The sequence below is a fragment of the Paenacidovorax caeni genome (assembly GCF_001298675.1).
GTDB classification, from domain to species: domain Bacteria; phylum Pseudomonadota; class Gammaproteobacteria; order Burkholderiales; family Burkholderiaceae_C; genus Paenacidovorax; species Paenacidovorax caeni.
Window position 1 is genome coordinate 1 of sequence record NZ_CYIG01000131.1, and the last position, 861, is coordinate 861.

1 protein-coding gene is annotated in these 861 nt (G+C 64.6%); it reads right to left on the bottom strand.

The annotated features are described in order from the left end of the window. Window positions 1–72: 72 nt before the first annotated feature. The coding region (locus tag BN2503_RS21475; RefSeq protein ID WP_434799887.1) for an oxidoreductase dimerization domain-containing protein at window positions 73–861 on the bottom strand (789 nt) is incomplete at its 5' end.

Consider the following 861-nt stretch of genomic DNA (forward strand, 5'->3'; position numbering starts at 1 on the left):
GTTTGGGTACGCAAAGCACAAGGCCCGAACCGTCGCCAGTTCGGGCCTTGTCAGGGTAGCTTGGCTGCGGACTTACTTGCGCGCAGGCGGCACATCCGTGCAGCTGCCATGCGCCACTTCCGCCGCCATGCCGATGCTCTCGCCCAGCGTGGGGTGGGGGTGGATGGTCTTGCCGATGTCCACTGCGTCGGCACCCATCTCGATAGCCAGGGCGATCTCGCCGATCATGTCGCCCGCGTGGGTGCCGACCATGCCACCGCCCAGGATCTTGCCGTGGCCCCGGCCAGCATGGCCGTCTCCTGATCCTGCTTCGGGGCTGTCGTCGAACAGCAGCTTGGTGAAGCCTTCGTCACGCCCGTTGGCAATGGCGCGGCCCGAGGCGGCCCAGGGGAACAGGCCCTTTTTGACCTTGATGCCCTGCGCCTTGGCCTGGTCTTCGGTCAGGCCCACCCATGCCACTTCGGGGTCGGTGTAGGCCACGCTGGGGATCACGCGGGCGTTGAAGGCGGCGCTGGCCAGTTCCTTGTTGCCCTGCAGCAACGACACACGGACCGGCAGACCGGTTTGCGCGGATTCGTCGACATACTCCAGTTGGATGGTGGCCCCTGTGTGCGTGGCGATGGCCTGAACAATTGGCAGCCCCAGGCCCGACCCTGTCGTGTTTGTACCGAGCGTTCGATACAAGGGTTCAAGGCCCTTCGCGTGCCCATCCGGGGCAATTCTTGGCCCTGTATCGCACACGATCAGTTCGACATGGTCAATTGTCTTGCGCACTTCCACCCCATCGCCGCTACCACTCGCTGCAGCATCTGGGTGAGTGCATCGCCCAACTGGAAGGCGCGCTCGACCTTGCGGTTCACG